At 42.9% G+C, this 20,414-nt stretch carries 16 protein-coding genes and 1 riboswitch; of the genes, 6 read left to right on the top strand and 10 right to left on the bottom strand.

Annotated elements, in window-relative coordinates:
- Positions 1-73 precede the first annotated feature (73 nt).
- From GN217_RS00205 to rarD, 6 genes are all read right to left on the bottom strand, one after another.
- Entirely contained in the window at positions 74-577 is a 504-nt protein-coding gene (locus tag GN217_RS00205) for a hypothetical protein (protein ID WP_156854137.1), read from the bottom strand.
- A 92-nt stretch (positions 578-669) separates the two neighbouring features.
- Positions 670-2,295, bottom strand: a complete 1,626-nt coding sequence (locus tag GN217_RS00210; RefSeq protein WP_156854139.1) for a catalase — start codon at positions 2,293-2,295, stop codon at positions 670-672.
- Between the two features lie 170 nt (positions 2,296-2,465).
- Positions 2,466-3,104, bottom strand: a complete 639-nt coding sequence (locus tag GN217_RS00215; protein ID WP_156854141.1) for a YpmS family protein — start codon at positions 3,102-3,104, stop codon at positions 2,466-2,468.
- 4 nt (positions 3,105-3,108) lie between these two features.
- Positions 3,109-3,993, bottom strand: coding sequence for a GDSL-type esterase/lipase family protein (locus tag GN217_RS00220; RefSeq protein ID WP_156854143.1), 885 nt, complete (start codon positions 3,991-3,993; stop codon positions 3,109-3,111).
- A gap of 170 nt (positions 3,994-4,163) precedes the next feature.
- A complete protein-coding gene (locus tag GN217_RS00225; protein WP_156854145.1) occupies positions 4,164-5,873 on the bottom strand; it encodes an O-acetylhomoserine aminocarboxypropyltransferase/cysteine synthase family protein in 1,710 nt (569 codons plus the stop codon).
- A 119-nt stretch (positions 5,874-5,992) separates the two neighbouring features.
- Positions 5,993-6,110, bottom strand: a riboswitch (SAM riboswitch).
- Positions 6,111-6,374: 264 nt separating this feature from the next.
- Complete coding sequence (gene rarD, locus GN217_RS00230; RefSeq protein ID WP_156854147.1) at positions 6,375-7,280, bottom strand: EamA family transporter RarD; 906 nt, start codon at positions 7,278-7,280, stop codon at positions 6,375-6,377.
- A gap of 286 nt (positions 7,281-7,566) precedes the next feature.
- Between rarD and megL the strand changes: the two genes are divergently transcribed.
- The 3 genes from megL (at position 7,567) to GN217_RS00245 (ending at position 11,210) form a co-directional block, all read left to right on the top strand.
- On the top strand, positions 7,567-8,751 hold the full coding sequence (gene megL / locus GN217_RS00235; protein WP_156854149.1) for a methionine gamma-lyase: 1,185 nt from the start codon (positions 7,567-7,569) through the stop codon (positions 8,749-8,751).
- A 479-nt stretch (positions 8,752-9,230) separates the two neighbouring features.
- On the top strand, positions 9,231-10,667 hold the full coding sequence (cls, locus tag GN217_RS00240) for a cardiolipin synthase (protein ID WP_156854151.1): 1,437 nt from the start codon (positions 9,231-9,233) through the stop codon (positions 10,665-10,667).
- A 21-nt stretch (positions 10,668-10,688) separates the two neighbouring features.
- Positions 10,689-11,210: an acyl-CoA thioesterase gene (locus GN217_RS00245; protein ID WP_156854153.1), complete on the top strand. Its 522-nt coding sequence runs from the start codon at positions 10,689-10,691 to the stop codon at positions 11,208-11,210.
- A gap of 386 nt (positions 11,211-11,596) precedes the next feature.
- Here the strand turns inward: GN217_RS00245 and GN217_RS00250 are convergent, their stop codons facing one another.
- Entirely contained in the window at positions 11,597-11,941 is a 345-nt protein-coding gene (locus GN217_RS00250) for a winged helix-turn-helix transcriptional regulator (protein ID WP_156854155.1), read from the bottom strand.
- A gap of 212 nt (positions 11,942-12,153) precedes the next feature.
- On the opposite strand from GN217_RS00250, the gene GN217_RS00255 reads away from it, so the two are divergent.
- A complete protein-coding gene (locus tag GN217_RS00255) occupies positions 12,154-13,398 on the top strand; it encodes an aminopeptidase (protein WP_156854157.1) in 1,245 nt (414 codons plus the stop codon).
- 35 nt (positions 13,399-13,433) lie between these two features.
- On the opposite strand, the gene recQ is transcribed toward GN217_RS00255, so the two are convergent.
- From recQ to GN217_RS00270, 3 genes are all read right to left on the bottom strand, one after another.
- Positions 13,434-15,578 (bottom strand): DNA helicase RecQ, encoded by a 2,145-nt coding sequence (gene recQ / locus GN217_RS00260; RefSeq protein ID WP_156854159.1) that lies wholly within the window; start codon positions 15,576-15,578, stop codon positions 13,434-13,436.
- A 70-nt stretch (positions 15,579-15,648) separates the two neighbouring features.
- Positions 15,649-15,837 carry an SE1832 family protein gene (locus GN217_RS00265; protein WP_156854161.1) on the bottom strand — a complete coding sequence of 63 codons (189 nt, stop codon included), beginning with the start codon at positions 15,835-15,837 and terminating at the stop codon, positions 15,649-15,651.
- A 318-nt stretch (positions 15,838-16,155) separates the two neighbouring features.
- Positions 16,156-17,259, bottom strand: coding sequence for an AI-2E family transporter (locus GN217_RS00270; protein ID WP_370459677.1), 1,104 nt, complete (start codon positions 17,257-17,259; stop codon positions 16,156-16,158).
- A gap of 171 nt (positions 17,260-17,430) precedes the next feature.
- Here GN217_RS00270 and GN217_RS00275 point away from each other — a divergent pair, with 171 nt between their 5' ends.
- Positions 17,431-19,170, top strand: a complete 1,740-nt coding sequence (locus tag GN217_RS00275) for a phospho-sugar mutase (protein ID WP_156854163.1) — start codon at positions 17,431-17,433, stop codon at positions 19,168-19,170.
- A 338-nt stretch (positions 19,171-19,508) separates the two neighbouring features.
- On the top strand, positions 19,509-20,300 hold the full coding sequence (locus GN217_RS00280; RefSeq protein ID WP_156854165.1) for a TerC family protein: 792 nt from the start codon (positions 19,509-19,511) through the stop codon (positions 20,298-20,300).
- Positions 20,301-20,414 lie beyond the last annotated feature (114 nt).

The following is a 20,414-nucleotide window of genomic DNA, read 5'->3' on the forward strand; positions in this document are numbered from 1 at the left end:
TTTCGGTGGGACATTGGGGTCAGAGCATTTGTCCCAGGAAGCGGGACAAATACTCTGACCCCAATGTCCCGCTTTAATCAAAAATATTAGATGCAGATTTGTTTCTTAAAATATTAATAATTTGCTTCCCATCGCTCGCATGTTTTTCCGAATATTGGATGGGAAAGAGGGAATAAAACATGAAGTAGATTGTAAAATAACCGAATTGGTAGAAAAAGGAGGTCTCTGGCAGTGTGTTGCTCATAATTAAAATATTGATTAGCAGCAGGGAAAATAAATTAAGCAACACACCCCCAGCATATACAAGAATATGTGAAGCTTTTGAATTCACTTTTAGCGACTCATAGTGACAAAATGAATCAAGGAAATAAAAGCGATTCACTTTTACAGCGCCGATTCTAAATAATTGCTTTCCCCGACCCAGAACTATTTCCGAACGCCCACCGAATAAACGGGCCATCAAATAATGCCCTAGTTGATGAATGAATGTCACTAATGGAAGGTTTACGAAAAAAGCCCAGAAGGCCGTTACAAAGTCTCCCCACTCAAACACAGTATCAACTCCATAATTACTCATTCCACATAAAAAAATAATAAAACATTAGATGGGAATAGAAGTTGAATAGAGGGGGGAGGGACATGGGGTCGGAGTATTTGTCCCACTCCCATTTAATATGGTTCGGCGTCGCGGCCTTTTCGGATTGCTTCATCTACTGCTTTGTCTGCGTCTTTTGCACCGAGTGGATGCATTTCTTCTGCAGTCTCCATCCCGGTGGAAGGCTTCTGTTTACTTGATAGTTCCAGACCTTCGCGTAATCTTCGGCCATACTCTTCATCTGCTGACTCCGCAAGCGCAATCATTTTATCTTGAATTACCTTCGCACAGGTAGAAAGGTCGTTCACGAGATTATGAATAAGCTCATCTTTCTCCCATTGCTCGAACTTACGATACGTTTCCCCAGCTTGTTTCGTGTTATCGTCCCGGTCAATGGATTCTCGAACAATATTACCTTCCACAAAAGGAGTGTACTCTTTCCCGGTTTGTTCGGCTTCTTCTAGCCCGCCCAAGCTGGAAGGTTCATAGTTCACATGCAAATTCTGTTTAGGCCCTTTATCGTTATCGTAGCGCATAAGGCCGCCCTCCTGGTTAGTTGCGACCCGTCTTTTCGCTGCGTTAATCGGCAGTTGTAAATAGTTTGCGCCAACACGGTATCGTTGTGTATCAGAGTAGGAGAAGGTGCGGCCTTGGAGCATCTTGTCTTCAGAAAAGTCTAAGCCATCCACAAGTACTCCCGTCCCAAATGCTGCTTGCTCCACTTCGGTAAAATAATTCTCCGGGTTACGGTTAAGCACCATTTTTCCAACTGGAAGCCACGGGAACTGATCATCCGGCCAGAGCTTCGTATCGTCGAGCGGGTCAAAATCAAGTTCCGGATGTGGTCCATCCTCCATGATTTGGACGAATAATTCCCACTCGGGATAATCGCCTTTTTCAATCGCTTCATATAAATCCTGTGTTGCATGGTTAAAGTTTTTCCCTTGGATTTCCTGAGCTTCTTTCATTGTGAGATTCTTGATTCCTTGTTTCGGCTCCCAGTGGTATTTCACGAGAACTGCTTTACCTTCAGCATTTATCCATTTATATGTGTTCACTCCGGAACCTTGCATCATGCGGTAATTGGCTGGAATTCCCCAAGGCGAATAAATAAAAGTCACCATATGGAAAGATTCCGGCGAGTTCGCACAGAAATCAAAGAAACGCTCACTGTCCTGCACGTTGGTCACAGGGTCTGGGCGGAATGCGTGGATCATATCAGGGAACTTCATCGCATCTCGGATGAAAAATATTTTGATATGGTTTCCGACTAAGTCCCAGTTCCCGTCTTCTGTGTAAAATTTCACGGCAAATCCTCTTGGGTCACGCACAGTTTCTGGAGAATGGTTCCCATGTACAACAGTGGAAAAGCGGACAAATACAGGAGTTCGCTTCCCCTTGCCGTGGAAAACTTTCGCTCGCGTGTATTTAGAAACCGGTTCATCACCGACCGTTCCATACGTTTCAAAATAACCGTGAGCCCCAGCACCTCGAGCATGGACAATCCGCTCTGGGATTTTTTCGCGGTCAAAATGGCTGATTTTCTCAATAAAATCATAGTTTTCAAGCATTGCCGGTCCGCGATTTCCAACGGTTCGGATATTCTGGTTATTCGTAACCGGATGCCCTTGCCGTGTCGTTAATGTGTTCTCATCTTCCTTATGCGTTTCGTAATCATCTTTGGGTAGCTCTTTACTCATTGTTCGTCCCTCATTTCCTAAAGTTATCAATGAATAGCCTACCCAGATAAGAAGATTTCATGCAAAACGGGACATGGGGTCAGAGCTTTTGTCCCAAATATCTGGGACATTTGCTCTGACCCCATGTCCCGCTCAAAAGGAGGGACAACTGCTCTGACCCCGTGTCCCGATCAGGGGAACATTTTCCAGCTTTCGATGCCGAATGTTTCGTATGGGACGCTGATGCGGAAGGCGAGGTTGTTTTCTTTCAGGTCGATGGTTTCGACGGCTAGTTCGAAGTTACTGCGAATATCCATGTCGGAAATGGCAATATAAATCTCTTCTTCATTTGGATTGACAGTAACCCAATCTGGCATTGGTAAGTATCTAGCCAAGTATTGCATAATTCTCCGATTCGGTAATTCCAGCAATCCAAGTGAAATAGATTCTTGTTTTAAAATAATATCCCCATTTTGGGCGACTTCCGGTTCAAAATGCATAGATAGGGGGACCGTCGTTGAAAACACTGGCAGTTCTCCAATCAGATGCACATCTTCTTCCAATTCAATCCGGTACTTATGCCGTGTATTTTCAGTTAGATGTTCAATATAAGCGTTAATTAGATTATTTAAATTTTGCTTTGATGTCCTTACAATGAATTGGGAGCTTTCCTGCTTGATCTCCGCTGATTCACTAGGTAATTCCACATCTTCCGCCGGCCAAAAGATCAAACTGACAAGCAGCAGGAGGCCGGCAATATTCAATGCTAAAATCAAGAAAAAACCTGTTTTCCAATTGATCTTCTGTCGGTGCTTATCGGTTCTCGCCATGCTGTCAACCTTCTTCTCTAGAAATATAGTCTAACACACGCTCTGCCATCAAATAATATCCCGTATAATTCGGATGGAAATTATCATCGGCAAATATAGGGTCTTCATTCCCTGCAAATAAATCGATAATCGGAATGAAAGTAATATTATCTATTTCGTTCGCCAAGCTGCTTCCTGTCTCATTCCATGTATTTACAATCTGATTTAATTCCTCGATATCTTGGAAATACTTTTCAAAAGGATTATAGATCCCAAGCAAGTAAATATCGGCATTTGAATTAATATCAGAGAGCCTTTCAAGAACCTCTTCAAGCCGCTCTTCATAATCGCTATGTTCATCAATAAAGTCATCCATTTCGAGGTTCGTAATATTCTCTTTTGCCACTTGCATGATGTCATTGGCGCCAATCGTGACGAGAACAATATCTGCCTCTTCCAGTGCTTCAATGATTTCGGGTTGCCCCAAGCGGATTAAAAGCTGATCCGTCCGATTTCCTGGGATTCCAAAGTTTTCAAATGTTGCAATCTCGTCCTCTTGATTGATGGAACGCTCTAAAATGCCGACATAGCCGCCACTATTTGTTGCATCACCAACTCCACGGGTCAACGAGTCACCAATCGCAACAATTTTCACTTCCCGTTGGAAAATCCGGCCAATCGTCTCTCGGACAACATGGGTTAATCGTTCGGAAAAGCTGTTTTCCTCTTCTTCAGTTTCTTCCTTATCTTCCAGTTCATCTTGTTCGGGTTCGATTTCTTCCTTCAATTCTTCTGCATTTTCCTCAGGGATCAACGGTTGGGTTAATGCTGGGGGCTGACCATCGATATAATAAAGTATTCCTATTGTTAAAAGAATGATTGCAAAAAGAATAAATAATATTTTTTTCATCGTATCACACCTATAATCTGTCTACTACCAGTATAAAACGTGGATTTAATTTGTCTAGTATGCTCTATCTACCCAATTATTCTACGCACAAAAAGTTGAAGTTAAACGAGGAGACAGGAACAAAAAAGAAACGAACGCACCTTGCATTCGTTTCTTTAATAAAAAAATTGTTATATTTCGATTGCTTCTTTTGCTGCTTTACTGCCACGGATACGGTCTAATTCATCCGCAATGGACTTGCTTTCGATCACGTGAATGCCTGCTGCTTGTGCATATTCTGCTGCTGCATCATCGATGTTATTTTCAATCCAAAGAATTTTACTTTCTTTATTTATAAGTTGCTCGATTGTTTCTTTCGGAAGTTCTTCTGCATTTACTACAAGAGCATCAAGTGTTTCGGAAGTGCCATTCAATTGTTTTGGCTCCTCAACCGCTACAACTTCAAAACCGTAGTTACGCAACTTCTTCTCGGTTGCTTCATCAACACCAGTAACTGCAATTGTTTTCTTTCTCAACCCATTGGAGCGATCGAAAGGCGAATGGAGCAACCAGTTAGCTGCGTCATCCGCAGTCGGTGTGAATTGTGGTGCTTCACCAGTTGCTTTTGCAATAGCTTGGTCAAGGTCTTTCAAGATATCTTTCGTTGACTCAAGACCAATTGATAGCCGGACAAGCTCTTCAGGCGTACCACTCTTTTGTAAGTCCTCTGCACTTAGTTGTTGGTGTGTCGTTGAAGCGGGATGAATAATAAGGGATTTCGAATCTCCAACGTTTGCCACATGGGACCAGAGGGTAATGTTATCGATCAACTTACGTCCTGCTTCCCGGCCACCTTTAATACCAAATGTAATTATAGATCCTGCGCCTCGGTTTAAATACTTTTTCCCCAATTCATAGGATGGGTGCTCCTCAAGCCCTGGATAGTTGACCCATTCAACAGCTGGGTGGTTCTTTAGGTACTTAACGACCTCTTTCGTATTTTCCAAATGACGATCAATACGTACTTGTAAAGACTCTAGCCCTTGAATGAAAGTGAATGCGCTCTTTGGACTTAGTGATGCACCAATATCACGTAGAAGTTGAACACGTAATTTTGTTGCATATGCAGCCGGTCCTACATCTGCGTATTTTAAACCTTTATAGCTATCGTCCGGTGTTGTGAACTCAGGGAAACGCGGGTTATCCCAGTTGAAGCGTCCACCGTCAATAACGACACCGCCGATAGTTGAACCATGACCGCCAATCCATTTCGTTGCCGAGTGGATCACAATATCTGCGCCCCAGCTAATTGGTTTTGTGATGAATGGGGTTGCAAATGTATTATCGATAATGAGTGGAAGCCCATTTTCATGCGCGATTTCAGCAACTGCTTCAATATCAAATACGTTCAAGCTTGGGTTCGTAATCGTTTCCCCGAATATTGCTTTCGTTTTATCCGTGATTGCTGCACGGAAATTCTCCGGGTTTGTTCCGTCTACTAGCTTAAATGTGATTCCGTATTTCGGTAAGGTGTTTAGGAACAGGTTATACGTTCCACCGTAAAGATTGCTGTCCGCAATGATTTCATCACCGGTTCCAGCGATGTTTAGAATAGCGAGCGTAATAGCAGCCATTCCGGAAGATGTTGCCACTGCTCCTACACCATCTTCAAGATCCGCAATCCGTTGTTCAAAAGCTCCGACGGTCGGGTTGGTGATTCTTGTATAAATGTTTCCTGCTTCTGTGAGCCCGAAAAGATTTTGTGCATGCTCCGTATCCCGGAAAACATAGGAAGTTGTTTCATAAATCGGAACCGCTCTTGCCCGTGATGTTGGATCTGCTTCCTCTTGACCAGAGTGAAGAGCTTGTGTTTCTAAATTGAAAATGTTGAATTCTGACATTGATAATTCCTCCTTGGTTTTGAAAAATATGTAGCTTGGAATGTTTTGGAGAGAGGGGAATAATTAAAACGCCCCCCTTCCTTAAGAAGAGGGGCGTATAGTTTACTATACATATCCTCCTCTTATCTTCCAGATCCGGGTAGATCTGTAGGATTTAGCACCATTAAAAGTAAAATTGCTTACTTCAAGGTTGCCGGGCTTCATCGGGCCTAATCCCTCCGCCGCTCTTGATAAGAAGATTTCTTGCTTCAGATTTGCTAGAAGCGCGTTAATTGCGCTACTTAAAAATCTTTTATAAATTTACAGATGATTATAACGTTTAATCCAGACTAATGTCAACCCCTTTAGTTGGTTTTTTAAAAAAGATTGATACCGGGACATGGGGTCAGAGCGTTTGTCCCGCTGGTCTGGGACATGGGGGTCAGAGCAATTGTCCCGCAGGCGCTGGAACATTGGGGTCAGTGTATCTGTCCCACTGGGACAAGTGCTCTGACCCCATTCTTATGTATTTGCCTGTCTTTTCGCTGGGTGATGATATACCGAGCTTAAATAGAGAATTAATGCAAACCAGATAAATAAAAAGGCGATAAATTTTTCTATTGAAAAAGCTTCATGATAGACGAATACTCCTAGGAAGAGCATGATCGTCGGTGTAATGAATTGTAAAATCCCTACCATAGATAGCGGAATTGCTTTTGCTCCATTAGCAAATAATAAAAGTGGAATTGCTGTGGCGATCCCTGCGCCAATAAGTAAAAGATTTGTCCCGGATATAGCAGAGGACAGAGTGAAAGCTTGACGTGGTAGCAGGAAAAGGTAGCCCGCTGCAATTGGTGTAACTAGCATCGTTTCAATCGTTAGGCCATGGGTGGAGCTAATGTTGATTTTCTTTTTTAGAAGCCCATAGATTGCAAAGCTTGTTGCAAGGGCGAGTGAGACCCAGGGAAAGACACCGCTTGATACGCTCAGATAAAGGACACTTATGGCACACAGAAGAAAGGCAAATCCTTGTCGCATCGTTACTTGTTCCCTTAAAACGACAATACCTAAGAAAATGCTCATTAATGGATTAATATAATAGCCTAGGCTTGCTTGGAGGACGTAACCATTCGCGACTGCCCAAATGAATAAGAACCAATTCGTCGAGATAAGAATTGAAGCAGCTGCAATAGCTAGTAGGTCCTTTGGATTTCGTAATAAATTTCGGCACGTATGGAGAAACGAACGGAATTGTTTGATTGTAAGCAGTAAAGCAATCATGAAAATGAATGACCAGACAATTCGATGGGCGAGCGTTTCCATTGGATTCACATGATCGAGAAGTTTCCAGTACATTGTTAAGAAACCCCAAAGCAAATATGCACTAAACGTATATAACGTACCTAACTTCATTTCCCTCGATTCCATCGTCACCAATCCCCCATCCTAACCCCTCTGTAAGTATAAAAACAATATTAAGACTAATTACGCAAAAACGCAAGAATCGGGACAGGGGGTCAGTGCATTTGTCCCGCTGGTAGGTGGGACATTGGGGTCAGTGTAACTGTCCCATTGGGACAAACGCTCTGACCCCAAGTGTCCCCCAAGTGTCCCAACTCCCTTGGAAAACGCTTTCATAATAGTGTTTTTTCTTGTATGCTAGTTATAGAGATATTGCTTCATTTTGAAATGAGAAGTAAAGGGGAGGAAGCATATGACAAAGAAATATCAAAGGTTTGAAACTGCAGTGATTCATGAGGGTTATGATGAGAAGGAAATGCTCGGAAGTCTGTCCATTCCACTATTTCAAACATCCACTTATGTTTTTGACACGGCAGAACAAGGCGAAAGACGATTTAGCGGGGAAGAGGAGGGATTTGTTTATTCGCGTTTAGGAAATCCGACCGTTCGTGTGCTTGAGGAGCGGATTGCCCGGCTTGAAAATGGAGAGAAAGGTCTTGCTTTTGCTTCAGGTATGGCGGCTGTCTCGGCGGTTTTATTATCCTTAACGAAGTCAAATGATCATGTTTTATGCTCTGCTGGGCTTTACGGCTGCACGTACGGATTATTAACACTGATGAAGGAAAAATACAATATCACGTCAGACTTCTCCCTGCTTGACTCAGAAGATGCAATCCACGCTAAAATAAAACCAGAAACCGCATTGATTTATGTTAAAACACCGATCAATCCTACAATGAAGCTTATTGATTTGGAACTTGTAACAAAAGTTGCGAAAGAATATAGTATTCCAGTCGTCGTGGACAATACGTTCTCTACACCTTATTTACAGTGCCCGCTTGATTTAGGTTGTGACGTCGTTCTTCATAGTGCTACGAAATATATTGGAGGCCATGGTGATGTCATTGCTGGTCTTGTCGTCGGTAAAGCAGATTTTATTGATGATTTGGCAATCACCGCGCGTAAGGACATTGGCGGAATTATGTCACCATTTGATGCGTGGTTACTGCTCCGCGGCTTGAAAACATTGCCCATTCGAATGGGCCGTCACTGTGAAAATGCAGCCAATATTTTTGAAAAGTTAAAAGGGCATCCAAAAGTTGCTTCGATTTATTTTCCAGGCGATACGGAATCAAGCGACGGAAAAATTGCAGCAAAGCAGATGAATAAGAGTGGCGGAATGATTTCTTTTGAAATAAAAGGAAGTAAACAAGATGCCCAGTACTTTATGAACCGCTTGAATTTTATTAAAATTGCAGTGAGTCTCGGGGATGCGGAGACATTGATTGAACATCCAGCAACAATGACACATGCAGTCGTGCCGGAAGCGTCTCGTTTAAAGATGGGCATTACCGATCAATTGATCCGGCTCTCGATCGGGCTTGAAGCTTGGGAAGATATTTGGGATGACTTGGAACAAGCGCTAGAGCATGTTTAAAGTGATACACATTCTGTGGGGTATTACAGACTGTTAATACGTATAAATGGAAAGAAACATCTTATTCCGATTTGGGGTAGGATGTTTTTTGTGTTCAACTTGTCTTCGTAGGGTATATTAATTGAGGTAAATGCTTTGCCCCACTTTCTAACAGAAATCGGGACAAATACTCTGACCCCGATGTCCCACCACCAAACTGGGACAAATGCTCTGACCCCGATGTCCCGCCACACCGGGACAAAAGCTCTGACCCCGATGTCCCACCACACCGGGACAAATACTCTGACCCCGATGTCCCACCGAACTGGGACAAAAGCTCTGACCCCGATGTCCCACCACACCGGGACAAATACTCTGACCCCGATGTCCCACCACACCGGGACAAATACTCTGACCCCAATGTCCCGCTCGAAGTGGTGGGGGAGTTGTGCTATATTATAGTATATTAGTTGATTTGATTGATGAAGAGGGCTGGTTGGATGAGTTTAGTTGCAATTTTGTTGAACATTACAATATTAGTTAATATCATTCTCGGGTTGTCGATTATCTTTCTGGAGCGGAAAAACGCTTCGTCCACCTGGGCTTGGCTTATGGTCCTTTTATTTATCCCAGTTGCTGGATTTATTCTTTATTTAATCTTTGGAAAGCCAATCAGTAATGGACGGATTTTTGTCTGGGACACGAAGAGTAAACTCGGATTAAAGGCGGCGGTTCAGTCTCAGCTTCGTGATATTGAAAATGATGAACTCGAATATAGCGACGCAGATATGAAAAAATATGCGAGCCTGGTTTATTTAAATTTACGAACAGATTCTTCCCTTTTATCTCAGAACAACGCGGTTGATATACTTCTCGACGGAGAGGAGAAGTTTGAACGCTTGATGCAAGACATGCGGCGGGCGAAAGAACATATCCATTTAATTTATTATATTGTTCGCAATGACGAGCTCGGCATGAAACTAGCCGATGTCATGATCAAGAAGGCCAATGAAGGTGTCACCGTCCGTTTCCTTTATGATGCAATGGGCTCACGCCGTTTAAGTAAAAAATATGTGAAGCGACTTCGCGATGCCGGTGTTCAAGTCGAAGCTTTTTTCCCAGCAAAACTCGTCAATTTTAAAATAAATTACCGTAACCACCGAAAACTCGCAATCATTGATGGGAAAATCGGCTATATCGGGGGATTCAATATCGGTGATGAGTATCTTGGTAAAGATAAAAAATTTGGTTACTGGCGCGATACCCATCTGCGTGTAAAGGGTTCTGCCGTCGAAGGGATGCAGACGCGGTTTATCCTTGACTGGAACCAAGCAGCTAAAAGTAATATCCATTATGAAGACCACTATTATCAATCGGAAAAAGCAGGAGACGCCGGCATGCAAATCGTCTCGAGCGGTCCGGATCAGGATTTAGAACAGATAAAGAATGCGTATATAAAGATGATACTCGAGGCAAAGGAATATATTTATATTCAGACGCCTTACTTCATTCCGGATGAAAGCTTGCGGGATGCGCTAAGACTTGCAGCATTATCTGGAGTGGATGTAAAGGTCATGATCCCGAATAAACCGGATCATCCATTTGTCTACTGGGCAACCTTATCCTACAGTGGGGACTTGCTCGAAGCGGGCGGAGAAATTTATATTTACCAGAACGGTTTCATGCATGCGAAGACACTAATCGTCGACGGAAAAATATCAACGGTTGGAACGGCGAATATTGATGTACGCAGTTTCCGCCTGAATTTTGAAGTGAGTGCCTTGATCTATGATAAGGAAATTACCGAAGAGCTCGTCGAAGCATTCCATGACGACATTCGCCGCTCCACACAAATGACGAAGAAACTGTATGAGAAACGCTCGCTTGGAATCAAATTGAAAGAATCGATATCACGCTTATTATCACCAGTTCTATAAGAGAACATCAAGGAGGACACCATGAAAGCAAAACCTTGTTCCAACTCATTAGCAATTAAAACAACCCACGTTCACCCGCCGGATACAAACGTCCATAATACATTATTCGGTGGAAGGCTTTTAGCGCATATTGACGACTTAGCGGCAATTTCGGCTGTAAAGCATTGCCGAAATCCTGTCGTTACGGCGTCGATTGACTCGGTTGACTTCTTAACCCCTGTACGGGCAGGGGACGCGATTTTAATCGAATCATTCGTTACGTGGACACGGAATACATCGATGGAAGTTTTTGTCCGGGTCATTACGGAGAATCTCGTAACGGAGGAAAAGGAAGTATGTAACACCGCTTTTCTTACCTTTGTAGCGATTGATGAATACGGCAGACCAACCCCGGTCCCGCCAGTTTACCCGGAGACCGATTATGAGAAGACGCTGCACGAATCCGCACCCGAACGTGCCGAACAACGCAGAGAACGCCGGAATAAATCGAAAACTTTCGCTCGAAAAATTGGCTCCGAATATATTTGGGACAGAAACAAGTAGAAGAGAGGACCCAGCAGCTCTTAATCATTTTCTATTTGGAGCGGCTACACAACAACCTCATAGCAAAAATGAGGTGTTCCTATGTCAAAAAACAAACACATATGCAACAACTTAAAGGAGGCATGGTTTTACAACCATCGCCTCCTTTTAAAAACGTTGCAAAACACGGGGTTAGGAAAATGAATTAAATTAGAAAAAAGCCCGCAAAAAGCGAGAGATATCGGGATTACAGACCCCCAGATGAAAGCTGTACTTACGCCAAATGAAAGTAATCCACTCTTTCAGGCTGCGAAATTGGGTGAATGTAAAATAGGGCTTAGGGAAGTAAATTCGCTAAGCCCTTAAAATGTGCCCAAGGTAATGAAATCAGGCGCACATCTGTCTATTTATTTTACCTTGTCCTCTTTCTCCGTCTCTACCTCTTCTTTCGTAACATGCTCCTCCGCCCAAGCCTGAATTTCGCGGATGACCGGCTCGAGCGCACGGCCTTTTTCAGAAAGCGAATATTCAATCCGGACAGGGAACTCAGAATATATTTTCCGCTCGACAATACCTTCTTTTTCGAGCATCTTCAAGCGATCGGAGAGCAATCTGCCACTAATAGGTAAATTAGCTTCCATCTCTGAGAAACGTTTTGTCCCTTTCAGTAACTCAAATAAGATTAAGCCTACCCAGCGGGTACTTAATAACCCCATCGCCTTTTCAAAACGTGGACATAAGATTTCCTCCATATTGATCACCTCACTAATCCAATGTCAAGCCTTAAGAAAAGGGATTACAGTAATTACAAAAAGTAACTTAATATTAAGTTTACCATAAAATAGCTTCGTTCGCAATAAGGGATAGGGCAGGTCCAATGATTTTGTCTACAAAAAAGTTGGTGAATTCTTCAATTTATGAAATAATAGAATGTATACAATTTGAACCAATTGGAGGTCATAAAATGGCAAGTATCGAATTGCAAGAAAAATATGCTGAACTCGCTTTAAAAACTGGCGTCAACTTACAGAAGGGGCAGGCACTCATGATCAATGCTCCACTCGAGGGTGCAGATTTTACAAAGATTGTGGCAAGGAGGGCATACGAAATCGGGGCGAAAGATGTCCATATCAACTGGGTGGATGATGAGTTAACGCTCTTGAAATACCAGTATGCACCGGACGAGGTCATTGCTTCATTCCCGGAATGGCGCGTTAAATTGCATGATGAATTTGCAGAAGATGGGGCAGCCATACTTCATATCCGTTCGACAAACCCGGATTTATTAAAAGATATTGATCCATCTCGTGTAGCCGCAGCAAATAAAGCAGCAGCTGAAGCAATGGTTAATTTCCGCAAATATACGATGAATGACAAGATTCCTTGGTCAATTATATCCATTCCATCTAAAGACTGGGCCCAAAAGATTTTCCCTGATAAATCTCCAGAGGATGCGGTAGAAAGTTTATGGGAAGCCATCTTGAAAATCGTCCGTGTTGACCAAGCCGATCCGCTTGCCGCATGGGATAAGCATAATGCAACATTGAAAAAGGCTCGTGAAGTTCTAAATAACAAGAATTATAAAAAGTTAATCTTAAAAGCACCAGGTACAGAGCTCGATCTCGAATTACCAGAAGGGCATATTTGGAAGGGCGGTTCGGCGGTTGCGGAAACCGGTGTTACGTTCAATCCGAACATCCCGACAGAAGAAGTCTTCTCCTTGCCGCATAAATATGGTGTAAACGGTACGGTTTCAAGCACGAAACCATTGAACTACGGCGGAAGCTTAATCGACAACTTCCAGCTGACTTTCAAAGATGGTAAAGTAGTCGATTTCAAAGCGGAAGAGGGAGAAGAGGTACTCAAGCACTTACTCAATTCCGATGAAGGAGCTCGTCGTCTCGGTGAAATTGCGCTCGTCCCAGATGAATCCCCGGTATCTCAATCTGGACTCATTTTCTATAACACGCTTTTTGACGAAAACGCCTCTTGCCACATTGCGTTGGGTAAAGCTTATCCGACCAACTTAAAAGGCGGCTCTGAAATGAGTGATGAGGAATTGGACAAACACGGTGTTAATGATAGCCTCATCCACGTCGACTTCATGATCGGTTCCGACAAGCTTGATATCGACGGCATCAAACAAGACGGCACAACCGAACCTGTCTTCCGTAAAGGTACATGGGCACTGAATGTAAAAGGGGAATAAAAAAGTGGGACATTGGGGTCAGAGCCCTTGTCCCACTACATCATGCCATTTTTCACTAACACAGCTTTAATTTTCAAATACGTATAGCTTTCAGGTAAGGCTTCTTTCAGCGGTTTTAACCGTTCTTCCTCAATTCCTTCTTTTGCCTTCAGTACTTCCGCTTCTTCTTCCTCATTAAAAAAGATATTCCAAGCAAGGGTAAATCCATCTTTATATGCTTTAAATAAATGATTCTCAATCGTTTGATCCTTAAATCCGCGAATTGCAGCTATTTCTTTAATTGTTTTGCCGGATTGGAAAAGATTGTAGCTAACGAGATGACTTGGCCCTTCGTCATCTGTATCCTTTTTCCGGACAACCGGTGTGTCGGCAGAAATAAGCACTTTTACTTCCACATCTGGATTACGTGCACGCCAGTCTTGTAGAAGGGTAAGGAAGCTTTCCCCGTATTGTTCAAACTTAACCTCACCAATTCCCTTGATTTGCAGCATCTCTTCTTTCGTTTGCGGGAAATATCGGCTTAGTTCTTTTAATGTAGCGTCGGAAAAGAGAATATACGGCGGCAGATTCTTCTCATCGGCTATTTCCTTCCGGAGTGCTCGCAGTTCGGTGAACAATCCAACATGGAAATCGGAATCTCCTGTCGTTGGAATTGGCGCAGTATACATTTCTACCGGTCGTTCACCCTTCAAGACGTCGACAGAATTCTGATTCAAGCGGATCGTTGGATAACGTCCTTCTTCAATTGCCAGCAGATTTTCCGCAATTAAAAAGTGAATCATTTCAGTAATTTCCTTTTCGGTATACCGAGAAAGCAGCCCGTATGTTGTGAGGCGTGTTAGATCAAATTGAACAATCTTTTTATCCCTTGACCCTTTCAGTACCTTGGCCGTCATACTGACACCGAACCGTTCATTCATTCGCTTGACACACGAAAGAATCATTTGCGCTTCTTCCGTAATATCAGTTTTCTCCTGAAGTTCCGTACAATTGCTGCAACGCTCGCAGGTTGCATATGCAATGGTATCATCAAAATATTCCAGGATGAAGTTCGCGAGACACCCGTGGGTATGACAGTAATTAATCATTGCTTGAAGCTTGCGATATTCATTTTGTTTCGCATCTTCTTCCATCATCGATTGTTCAATTAAAAACTTCTGAACTTGCACATCCTGTGGTGAAAATAAAAGAATACAGTCACTCGCTTCTCCATCACGGCCAGCTCTTCCGGCTTCCTGGTAATAGGATTCAATATTCATCGGCATCGCATAGTGAATTACAAAACGAACGTTTGATTTATCGATTCCCATGCCAAATGCGTTCGTCGCAATTATAACCGTCACTTCATCATGGAGGAAAGCGGATTGAGCCTCTTGCCGCTCGAGTTCCGTAAGCCCGGCATGATATTTCGCAACAGAAAATCCACGCTGACTTAGCTGCGTTTGCAGATTGTCCGCCTGTTTCCGGGTTGCCGTGTAAATAATTCCTGGCTCATTTTTATGTTCGGTAAGGAAGCTGCGAATATACGTCTGCTTATCTTTCCCTTTAACCACATGAAAGGAGAGGTTTTCCCTAGCAAAGCCGGTGTTTACGGTCTGCTCGTTCTGAATGCTTAGTAGGGACTGAATATCTTCAACAACCTCCTCTGTCGCCGTTGCAGTAAGCGCGACAAAGACAGGAATATTGCCAAACTCCTTTAGGCGCGGGACAATCGAGCGGTAACTCGGTCTGAAATCATGCCCCCATTGGGAAATACAATGCGCTTCATCAAAGGCGACGAGCGAAATATGAATCTCTTGCATCAGTTCGGTGAAACGATAGGACTCAAAACGTTCTGGAGCGACATAGACAAACTTATATCTGCCTGCCGCAATTTCCCGCATCCGCATATCCTGTTCAGCGGCAGACAGGGAGCTGTTGATATAGGTTGCAGCAATTCCAAGGGATGCAAGTCCATCCACCTGATCTTTCATCAGTGAAATTAAAGGGGAGATAATGATTGCAGTACCTTCCATGGATAATCCGGGGATTTGATAGATTAGGGATTTACCTCCACCTGTAGGCATGACAGCAAGTGTATTTTTTCGTTCGAGTATATGGGAGATTGCTTCTTCTTGCCCAGGGCGGAATGCTTCATAACCGAAGTAGGTTTGCAGTATGTTTTTTTCTTTGACGAGCATGTCCAACACTCCTTCCTATGAAAATAATCGTATCATATTTTTACATAAAAAGAAGAGTAAAATTGCAAGTTTACTCTTCTTCCTCGATTTTCTCTAGTTGTTTGCGTAATTCGGCAATTTCTCCTTCGAGGCGTACGAGTTGGCCTTCTGCTGAGGATACTCTGCCTTTTACATATTCCAATTTATCCATATCACCTTGAATCCGGACGTAATCCGACTTCAGTTCATCCAATTTACCCAAAAGCTGCTCTTTATTCATCTTCTAAAAAGTCCCCTTTCCCAAAGCCTTTGTATCTATTGTAATATGATTTCGGATAGATTCCTAGGGAAAAAGCTAAACCATAATTAGAGGGCTAGCCCCGCTCCGGGAATATACTGCGCGATTGATGAGCCTCCCCGCAGGCAAGCCTGCTGTAGGGTCTCATCAATGCCTCTCACCCTGTTGGAGTCTCCGTATATTCCCAGAGCTAATTAAGTGGGAAGTGGATTGTTCGATTTTCATTCTAATTTAGTCTGGAATGCAGACTTCCAGGAGAAAGTACAAGTGCGGAGTATTTCCTGGAATTAGACGCACTGATCAAAACAACGCGTCTTCTCTATTTTTCTTAGAATCCACATATGTTTCGTAAAAATGAATAATGATCGTTCGGATGACGGCATAGAAGGGGACGGCGAATAGGATGCCGAGAAAGCCGGCGATACTTCCTGCTGCAAGGATGACTGTAATAATTGTAAGTGGATGGAGATGCAACACTTGCCCCATTACATTTGGTGAAATCAGTGTACTTTCAATCTGTTGGGCAACAATCATAATGATCGATACCCAAACAATGTTCCATGGATCTTGAAATGCCCCAACAATAATCGCCGGCGTTACAGCTAGAAAGGGTCCAAGATAAGGAATCACATTTGTTAACATTCCAAATAAAGCAAGTGCTAGTGCATAGTCCAAACCGATAATCGAATACCCGATCAAGAGAAGCACTCCGACAAAAAAGCTTACAATCAACTGTCCCTGGATGAATGCCGTTAAGACTTGATTGATTTTTAGCAATAAACTTCGGAGATTATAAGCCTTCTTCGGCTTGAAAAATTTCATAATAAACGGCAATAATTTTTCCCCATCCTTTAGCATAAAGAAAAGGAAAAATGGGATCAGCACGATCCCTGCTACAATACTGAGAACTTGACCGATCAATCCACCGACGAAGGAAAATAAATGATTGATAATATCGTCAATGCGAGAAGGAATCTTGTCGGCGAAATCATCAACTGCCTGCAGTACCTGATCTGGTATGATCGTATAATTCGTTTCCCAGTAACTGATGAAGTCTTCAGCAACTTTAACCATCGCCGGGATTCCTTTTATCAGATTCGCTGTCTGATCACGGACAATTGGCCAAATATAAATGACAAAGAGAAAGGCGACGAGCAAAATAATGACGAATACCATAAGAATCGCGACAATACGATGGATTCTAAAACGTTCAAAAAAGTGCATCAACGGCTTCGTCAGATAATAAAGAATCCCTGCTCCGATAATCGGAAATGCTACCGCGCCAACCAATTTAAACAATGGCATAAATATAAAGTCATTGATTGAAACTAGCCAAATCAATAAGAAAATCAAAATCAGACCAACCAGCACTTCAAAAAAACGTTTATTCCTCACCAAAACCATACCCCCGAACCCACTAATCTATTATTCTCATTTTCCCTGCTTTTGTGCTTTTAAATTTATACTATATAATAGTATTATTAACAAAAACTCATGATTTTATTCATGATTCATAGAATAAAAGAATCTGCTGTGTTAATATTTTGATATATATACATATTTAGGGGGAGCGAAATGGCGAAAAACTGGGAACAAACCTTTGAAAAATGGCTTGCTTTCGAGAACTTGGATAGTAACCTCCAAGCCGAATTAAAGGATTTGAAAAACGATCCTAAAGAAACGGAAGATGCTTTTTACCAAGAGTTGACGTTCGGAACAGGAGGTATCCGCGGCGTGCTCGGACCCGGCACGAACCGGATGAATATATATACCGTAAGAAAAGCAGTCAATGGACTTGCAAATTACTTATTGGAGCATGTTGTGAATGCAAAACAACGCGGTGTTGCAATCGCTTACGATTCACGTTACATGTCCCAGGAATTTGCTGTTGAAGCGGCAAAAGTATTAGGGGCATATGGGATTCGCGCGTCTGTCTTTACATCAATCCGGCCTACCCCTGTCCTTTCCTATGCGGTTCGTTACTTGAACGCAGCAGCTGGGATTATGATTACGGCAAGTCATAACCCGCCACAATACAATGGGCTTAAAGTCTACAACGAACAAGGCGGCCAAATTCTACTGGAAGAAGCGGAGCAAATTACAGCAGCAATTCAAGCGACAGGGGATGAACTGCAAGTACCGGTCCGTGACAAGAAGGAATTAGAAGATGAATTGCTGCTTTACTGGCTAGGTGAAGAAGTAGACCGCTCCTACCTGGAAAATCTTATTGGAATGACGAAGATGGGCCAGGAAGAACTTGAACGAGAAAAGGATCTGAAAATCATTTACACGCCGCTTCACGGAACAGGGACAGACTTGGTTGCGCGCGGATTTAAACAACTGAATTTCCCAAATGTCACGATTGTGGAGGAACAAGCAGTCGCAGATCCAGAATTCTCGACCGTTGAATCACCGAACCCGGAAGAACATCAGGCATTTAAGCTGGCGATACAGTATGGGGAAAAAGAGAATGCCGATGTCCTACTTGCGACAGACCCGGATGCCGACCGGCTTGGAGCAGCTGTTAAAAATAAGGCAGGCGAATATGTCGTCCTTACTGGAAACCAGCTCGGTTCTTTATTGCTCGATTATATTTTATCCCATAGCAATCTGAACGTTTACCGAAATGCCCGGATGATTAAAACAGTTGTCACGACAGAACTTGGCCGAGCGATTGCTGATTCTTATGGAGTAGAGACGATTGAAACACTCACTGGCTTTAAATATATCGCAGAGAAAATTGCAGGTTTTGATTCAACTGGTGAAACATTCATGTTTGGTTACGAGGAAAGTTACGGTTACCTTGCAAGTGGATTTACCCGTGATAAAGATGCTGTTCAAGCGGCGATGCTAACTGCGGAAATGGCCCATTACTGGAAGAGCCAAGGGAAGTCTGTTTTAGAAGCCCTTCATTCACTATATGAGAAACACGGCTATTACCTCGAAGGGCTCAATTCCTTAACACTCGAAGGAAAAGAAGGTTCAGAACAAATAGCTAAAATTATGGAAGAGATCCGTCACCGGCCAATGGAAGAAGTTGCTGGAATCCGTGTGGAAAAAGTCGAGAATTACGTAACGAGTGAACGTACGGACACAGCAACCGGCACGACTGAAACGATTAACTTGCCGCAAGAAAACATGATGAAATTCATTCTTGAAGAAGACGGCTGGGTTTGTTTCCGCCCATCAGGAACTGAACCGAAATTGAAATACTACTACGGTGTCCGGGACAAGAGCGAAGAAGCAAGCACGAAAAAGTTAGAAATGATACAAATTGCACTAGATGAAATTCTTGCAGAAATCATCAAAAAATAGCAAAAAACTTTCCTATTCATGTATAAATATTTTGATTTGGGGAACAGTAGAATAGAAAAAGTTTTTACAAATCGCATATGTTTTCCCTGTATGGGGTAAAGATTGACATTTTAACTAGAATAGTGTTTAATATTCCTAAAGATTCCTAAAGGGGAGTAGCTGTACAATTTAAGTCGTCATTACGAGATACCTATCTCCGGCTTGATTGGCAACAATTGTTGTTAGCGAGACCTTTACCCATCGCAGGTAAAGGTCTTTTTCTGTGGCCTTTATCTATAAAGGCCATTTTTTTGTGCCTAAAACCACGCTGAGGGAAGCAGGAGAAGGAGTGTGTACCAATGGGTGCAGATTTGATTTTAGAATATTTATGGGTATTGATCGTTTTAATCGGTCTGGAAGGACTGCTTGCTGCAGATAATGCGCTCGTATTAGCGATTATGGTAAGGCATTTACCGGAAAAACAACGAAAAAGAGCTCTGTTTTATGGACTGGCAGGTGCCTTTGTCCTTCGTTTCGGTTCTTTATTAGTCATTTCTTACCTCGTAGAATTTTGGTGGATACAAGCGCTAGGCGCGATATACTTACTTGGAATTGCAGCTAAAAACTTATACGACCGTTTCAAATCGAAAAGTCCAGAGGAAGCGAGCATTCCAAGGGATAGAGAACCCCTCAAGGAGGCAACACCGAAAGAATTTTGGTTTACGGTATTTAAAGTTGAATTCGCCGATCTTGCTTTTGCTATCGACTCCATATTGGCAGCTGTTGCACTCGCAGTAGCCCTGCCGCCTACTGGACTCGGTCATATTGGAAGTCTTGATGCTGGACAGTTTGCAGTTATTTTTGCCGGCGGGATGATCGGACTAATCATTATGCGATTTGCAGCGAATGTTTTCGTTGGTTTACTTGCTAAACGACCAGGTCTCGAGGTAGCGGCATTTCTCATTGTCGGATGGGTCGGGGTGAAGCTTGCTGTTCTTGTCCTAGCCCATAAAGATATTGCGCTTATTCCACAAGGATTCCCGCATACAACGGGCTGGAAGCTAACGTTTTACATCGTGCTCGTTCTAATCGCAGTTATCGGTTGGTTCTCATCGAAGAAGACGACAACGGATACAGAAGACATTCAATAAATGCTAGGGTAGATGAGCTATGAAGAGAAACGACCGAGGTGGATTTTTCCTTGGTTTTTTTCTTTTAAGCAACTATAAAAGGGTAAGTTCGATTAAGTACGCTCACGTATGGGA

It is taken from the genome of Oceanobacillus sp. AG (assembly GCF_009746545.1).
Classification (GTDB): domain Bacteria; phylum Bacillota; class Bacilli; order Bacillales; family Amphibacillaceae; genus Oceanobacillus; species Oceanobacillus indicireducens.